Source organism: Paracoccus marcusii, from assembly GCF_006151785.1.
GTDB classification, from domain to species: Bacteria; Pseudomonadota; Alphaproteobacteria; order Rhodobacterales; family Rhodobacteraceae; genus Paracoccus; species Paracoccus marcusii.
On sequence record NZ_VDDD01000171.1, the window covers coordinates 1 to 6,109 of the forward strand.

Below are 6,109 nucleotides of genomic sequence, written 5' to 3' on the forward strand. Positions count from 1 at the left end.
TCCTGGACGGTATCCGCAAGGGAGACACACTGGTCGTCGTTCGGATCGACCGACTGGCCCGGTCCCTCTCGCATCTGCTGGAGATCATCGAGCAGCTCGAAGCAAAGGGCGCGTTCTTTCGCTCGATCGAGGATCCGATCGATACGGCATCGCCCCAGGGCAAGTTCACACTCCAGGTGCTCGGTGCTGCGGCTGAGTTCGAGCGAGCCCTGATCCGCGAGCGCACGAAAGCGGGACTGGCCACCGCCCGTCTCGAAGGGCGGATCGGTGGAAATCCCGGGCTGCGTGCCCGAAACCCGGAGGCGCTTCGCAAGGTACGCCTGGCGCGGCATGATGGCTACATGGAGCGTCTGGCCAACACGGCGACCGAGTGGGTGCCCTATGTCCGTCGCCTTCGCCCGGAAATGGCGTGGGAGGACGTGCTGCGCATCGTCAATGCCCCATTACCGGAAAACCGCCGTTGGACGCAGCCACGGCTGCTGCGGGCCACTCGCGCCTATGTGTGCGAAGGCTTCCTGCCCGCGACTGTGATGAGGCGCGCAGCAAGGCGCCCGACAGATGACCGCTTGCCTGCACTTATTGCCGCAATCAAAGGCGCCGACGCAGGCATTACACTGCAGGCAATTTGTGAGCGTCTAGAGGCTATGCGAGAGAGGACACCCCGTGGGAGGACTAAATGGCAGCCCTCCTCCGTCAAGATGCTGCTCGGGCAAGCCGAAAAGTTGGGAATGATTTGATTGATCTTAGGAATACGAGCGCACTCCATCGCAGATCAGCGATTTCTTCTCAGTTTTCCATTAATACCTTGCAATTCTTCCATCTTGTGGAGTAATTGCAAGGTATGTATACGCGCCGAGCCAATCAGATCGTTCTGTCAGCCCTTGAAAATCAGGCGGCAGTCGTTCTTCTCGGTCCCCGGCAAGTAGGGAAAACAACTCTTGCTCTGTGGGTCGCCGAACAGCAACCGTCGGTCTATCTGGATCTGGAACGCAGTTCTGATCGACGAATCATGATCGAGCCAGATCTCTATCTGGATGAACAGGCGGGAAAACTAGTCATTTTGGACGAGGTTCAGCAGCTTCCAGGACTGTTCAAAAGCCTTCGTGGTCAGATAGATACGCGACGTCGCCAAGGGTTTCGGACCGGACAGTTCCTGCTGCTCGGGTCAGCATCGAACGTCCTGTTGCATCAATCGGCAGAATCGCTTGCTGGACGCGTCCGCTATATTGAAATGCCGCCCCTTCTTCTTGACGAAGTAGGTACGGATCGGCTTAACGACCTTTGGCTGCGGGGAGGGTTTCCCGACAGCTTCCAAGCCGATACCAATAAGACCAGCATGGACTGGCGTAAGGATTTCCTACGCACCTATCTGGAACGCGATATCCCGGCCCTGGGTCCGCGGATCCCTGCAAACACCTTGCGCCGTTTCTGGACCATGCTGGCGCATGCGCAAGGCGGACTGCTGAACGCCGCTGCACTGGCCGAGGGCTTGGGCATCTCGGGCCAAACAGTTGGACGCTATCTTGACCTGCTTGTCGATCTGATGCTGGTCCGACGCCTTCAGCCGTGGCATGAGAATGTTGGCAAGAGACTGGTCAAGTCACCTAAGGTCTTTGTCCGGGATAGCGGTCTTGTTCACGCCCTGCTTGGACTAGAGACATTTGAAGACCTGCTGGGTCATCCCGTGGTGGGCGGGAGTTGGGAGGGGTTTTGCCTTGAGGCCCTCATTGCGGCTGCACCGGCAGGAACCGAACCATTTTTCTATCGGACCTCAGCGGGAGCGGAGGTCGACCTCGTCTTGCGGCTTCCGGGCGGCGGAACTTGGGCCATCGAAGTCAAGCGGACGACCACACCGAAAGTATCACGGGGGTTCCATCTGGCGGTTGCAGACATCAAGGCAGATCAAGGCGTCCTGGCCTATGCGGGGGAACATGATATCCCGGTCGCTCAAGGAATAAGGGCCATGCCGCTGGCTTCGGTTCTGGAAACGTTGCGGGGCCTTTGAAAAACTCATAACCGCCGTGTCGAAGTGGTGTAGCAGTCCGAAGGGAGGCCGCTCAGAATATGATCTCGACCTTTCTGATCGCGCCGAACTCACTGCTCGCCACGTCCTGCAAGCGCTTCTGATGATGCGTGACGATGTACTTTGCCACAAAAGAAGACGGCGCCCGAAGGCGGAGCACTGTCTGCTCAAAATCCTCGAAAGCCAAAGCGGAAAACCAGCTTTTATAAAAATCTGGGTCCATATCAGCCAGGCGCACGCATGTACGCCCCCATGCCGTTTTCTGCGGATTATCCGTCGCCATCATAGGACGAAAGTTAGCCCGGACGACTGTCGGTCCGACGGCATCCGGGCATTGCCTGTTAGTATCCATCCTGGCGGCAAAATCAGGTCCAACCTCTTCCCAATGGGATTCACTTCTTCGATAGATCTCGCGCTGGTTCAGCCGATAGGCGGCTACCCGGCCCCGTACGCCCGGCCGAAGTTGAATAAGAATCTCGTTCTCCAATAGCCGCTTGATCTCTCGCTTGACGGTTCGTTCATCCACCGACCACATCCTCGAAAGGTCACGCTGTCCAACCGTCAGCTCGTCCAGCTTCCAGTTGTAGCGGGCCGTGACCAAGGCCACTAGGCGAAGCATGGAGGTTTGAAAGACGGCTTTTCCGTGGAGGCCGGCAATGGCCATAGCTGTCAGAAGGTCATATTTTTGAACCGAGGCGTGCGGTCCGGTGGATCTTGTCGCCTTCATTGCCGCCCCCTGGCATCTCTCTCGGCATCTTCGACCGATTCTGCTCCATGCTATGAGAGTGATTAAAATCCTGCTATCTGTCAACGAGTAACTAAAAGCGCGATTAGCGCTGACGCCCACTAAGATTAATGAAAATCTGGTTACATAGGTTATAGGTGACAGCCTGTGTGTCACCCTATCGCCGTTCTGGTGTCACCGAAACGGTCACATCTTGGTCAAATATGTCCCCGTATCCGTCCGAAATCGCGTTCTTAGATGGATCTCCCTAACATTGGCAAAACGCAAAACGCCGGATTTGCTTTCCTGGCGTTTCGCGTTATTCAAAAGGGGAAGCCATAAAACGCGAGCCGAGACATGCGGGACCATACTCATCTTCAAGGAATGAACGAACGCAGCCTTGCACAGCAGGCAGCAGTCAGGAAGGCAACGTTCTCACCTTCCGAAAAAAAGACCCTACGGCCCTTCTCAATTTGGGAAATCAGTCAGTTCATGTTTGACATCCCGGCGGACACGCTTCGCAAAAAGCTGGCGGATGATCCCTCCTTGCCACAGGGGATCGTGGAAGAGGACGGACGTCAGCGCTGGTTCACCCTGAATGAGATCAATGAGCTGCGCCGCAGGCTGCGCTTTCGTGGAAAGACTTTGATGCCAAAGCGCCCGCCCGGACGCGCGATGCGGATTGCGGTCTCCAACTTCAAGGGCGGCGTGGGCAAGACGGTGGTCGCCCATCATCTGGCAAATGGCGCCGCACTGGACGGCTATCGCGTGTTGGTAATCGACTTTGACCCCCAGGCCACGCTGACACATTCGATGGGTCTGGTCGAGGTCAAGGAATGGAATACTGTTTGGGGGATCATGTGCCGTGACCTGTGCCGCGAGGCCGACCGCATTGTAGCTGCATATGACGACCCGGCCGACTGCCCCTACCCTTCCTCTGACGAACTGCCCGAAGATGTCCAATCCATCGGTGCACAACGCGCACAGGACTTTATTCAGAGAACCGCTTGGTCGACGATCGATGTAGTTCCAAGCTGCGCGAATGCTGCCTTTGTCGAATTCGCAAGTGCGCAGTATCGGGCACTTCATAAAGCCTGGAGCTTTTTTGGCTGCATTTCCAGATATCTCAATGAACTTCCCGACGACCAGTATGACATCATCATTTTCGACTGCCCTCCGGCCATCGGCTATCAATCCCTCAACGCTGCATTCGCTGCCGACATCCTCTACGTGCCTTCGGGTCCGGGGTACTGGGAGTACGACTCGACCACCAGCTATCTGGGCCAGTTAGGCGACGCGATGGAGGATATTTCTTCTGGCTTCGCGACGCTGGCCCAGGATGCCGGGATCAGTCTGCCCAAGAAATTCGATGACGTCAGGCTGCTAATGACCCGTTTCGAAGCGTCGAACCCACTACATATCGCGATGATGGGTGCCTTCCGGAACGTCTTTGGCGATGATGTTTGCAAGAATGCTATCGAGATGACTCGGGCTGTCGAGCAGTCCGGGCGTTTCCAGCAATCGGTCTATGAGCAGGACTATCGACAGATGACCCGTGAGACATGGAAGCGCGCCAGACAGAGCTTTGATACCGCCTATATTGAGTTCCGAGAGACCGTGCTTCGCGCATGGGATGGCAAAAACAGCAATGGGGGTATGGGTGCATGAGCGAGAAGGGAAAGTTCGGTTTCGAGCCGTTGGAGCCAGCCAGCGTCAAGCCACGCAAGCGCGAAGTTGGTCCGATGGGTGCGGCGGTTCGCGAAGCCGCGGGAAGCCTTGCCGAAAGCACGGAGACCTTGATCGAGCAGCGCCGTCAGAATGCGTCAGATGCCAAGGCCTTCAGGACAGCGCAGGGTGAAGGACGGGTGCTTGAGATAATTCGCGTCGACGATATTAGGACTGACGACCTTCCACGCGACCGTATCGATCTTGCGGCGACCGCGGGTTCTGACGAGATGGAGGAACTAAAAGCTTCCATTCGTGCACGGGGACAGAAAGAGCCGATCGAGGTCTTCAGAACCAACGCAGGATTTCAGTTGAAGAAGGGCTGGCGACGTTTGACGGCTTTGAAACAGTTGTGGCAAGAGACCGGCGATACGCGCTTCGCGGTCGTGACGGCGCGGGTTTCGTCAGGTCCAGCAGATCGGATCGACCTTTACATCGACATGGTCGAGGAAAACGTCATCCGTGAGGACCTAAGCTTCGCCGAGATGGCGCAGGTGGCCATAACTGCGGCGGCTGATGCTGGCATGGAAGGGCAGGGGGCCGATATTCTTGTGGGTCGGATCTTTGCATCGCTTCACAAGATGAAGCGGTCTTACATCCGAAGCTTTGTTTTCTTGCTGCAGGAACTTGGCGATGTGTTGCCTTATCCCAAAGCGATATCGCGCAATTTGGGAGTCGAGGTTGCTAGGAGGATCCAGGCCTCCCCCGAAGTCTCAGTGTCCCTTCGAAATTCTCTAGCATCGGTTAGGTCGGCGGAAGAGCAAACCGAGGTGCTGTCACGGCCACCGGTCGCCTTGGCAGGTCGGGGCACTACGGGGCGCGGGGGAGATCAGAAGAAGGCGGTGAAATATGAATTTCACGTCGGTGAGGCAAAGGTAACAGCGCGGAAGGGTGAATGCAGAATTCTTTCTGGCACCGACTTTTCTTCGATCGACAGGAAGCGCCTTCAGAGCGCAATTGAAGCATTTCACAAGGTGTTGGATGAGGAGTAACCCGCGGGTTACGCGTCGATCTGAATGCGCGTAACCCATAAGACACAGTTGTCGTGCAGGTGCCAAGGCGGTGGCTTATCGGCGGATCATCTGCGCCAACCAAAATTATTAAATTCTATTGCGGCATCGGCACTAGCATATTAGCAGCCGCCTGTACAAACCACCCAGCACTGCTTGGGCGTAGATTGGGAAGCGGATATCCTTCTGGGTCAAGGCTGAAATGCATAATCTACGTCCAACCAAGCCCAGCAGCCTAACTCTTCGCACGCCTACAATTGCAGCGGTGCCCGAGCAGGGTGTTGAGCCCAAGATAGCAAAATATAGCCTACGAGCCTACGAGCCTACGAGCCCGCTGTAGCAGGTCAGGTCACCCATTCCGCTGACTTTCCGCTTCACGCATCGGCGCTCTCTAAGCCTACGCACGTACCTACTATATCTTCATTTGAAATCGCGCCAGCACAGGACACGTGTGGTCACCGTCCAAGGCTTGTTCCTCAAGAACCACGGCACAGCCTGCGGCTCTCAGAGCCTGGGCCTGCGGCAGCAGTGTCTGATCATCTGTAGAGACGCGGGCATAGCCAATCAGCGGCATGGAGTGCCATTTTTCACAATATGTATATTTCAGTAAACGACCGTTTGTAAACA

The 6,109-nt window shown here is 56.3% G+C and carries 5 protein-coding genes and 1 pseudogene; 4 read left to right on the forward strand and 2 right to left on the reverse strand.

Annotation, left to right across the window (positions count from 1 at the left end; genetic code table 11):
• On the forward strand, positions 1-737 hold a 737-nt coding region (locus FHD68_RS17175), incomplete at its 5' end, for a recombinase family protein (protein ID WP_139086356.1).
• Between the two features lie 104 nt (positions 738-841).
• Complete coding sequence (locus FHD68_RS17180) at positions 842-2,005, forward strand: ATP-binding protein (RefSeq protein WP_139086358.1); 1,164 nt, start codon at positions 842-844, stop codon at positions 2,003-2,005.
• Positions 2,006-2,057: 52 nt separating this feature from the next.
• Here FHD68_RS17180 and FHD68_RS17185 read toward each other — a convergent pair whose 3' ends face one another.
• On the reverse strand, positions 2,058-2,687 hold the full coding sequence (locus FHD68_RS17185; RefSeq protein WP_208863802.1) for a DnaA N-terminal domain-containing protein: 630 nt from the start codon (positions 2,685-2,687) through the stop codon (positions 2,058-2,060).
• A 417-nt stretch (positions 2,688-3,104) separates the two neighbouring features.
• Between FHD68_RS17185 and FHD68_RS17190 the strand changes: the two genes are divergently transcribed.
• Positions 3,105-4,415, forward strand: a complete 1,311-nt coding sequence (locus FHD68_RS17190) for an AAA family ATPase (RefSeq protein ID WP_139086362.1) — start codon at positions 3,105-3,107, stop codon at positions 4,413-4,415.
• The gene (locus FHD68_RS17195; RefSeq protein WP_139086364.1) at positions 4,412-5,464 is read left to right on the forward strand and encodes a ParB N-terminal domain-containing protein; all 1,053 of its coding nucleotides are present in this window, start codon (positions 4,412-4,414) and stop codon (positions 5,462-5,464) included. The genes FHD68_RS17190 and FHD68_RS17195 overlap by 4 nt, the downstream gene beginning before the upstream one ends.
• 433 nt (positions 5,465-5,897) lie before the next feature.
• On the opposite strand, the pseudogene FHD68_RS17200 reads toward FHD68_RS17195, so the two are convergent.
• Positions 5,898-6,056, reverse strand: a pseudogene (locus tag FHD68_RS17200) (recombinase family protein); the annotation flags it as partial.
• Positions 6,057-6,109 lie beyond the last annotated feature (53 nt).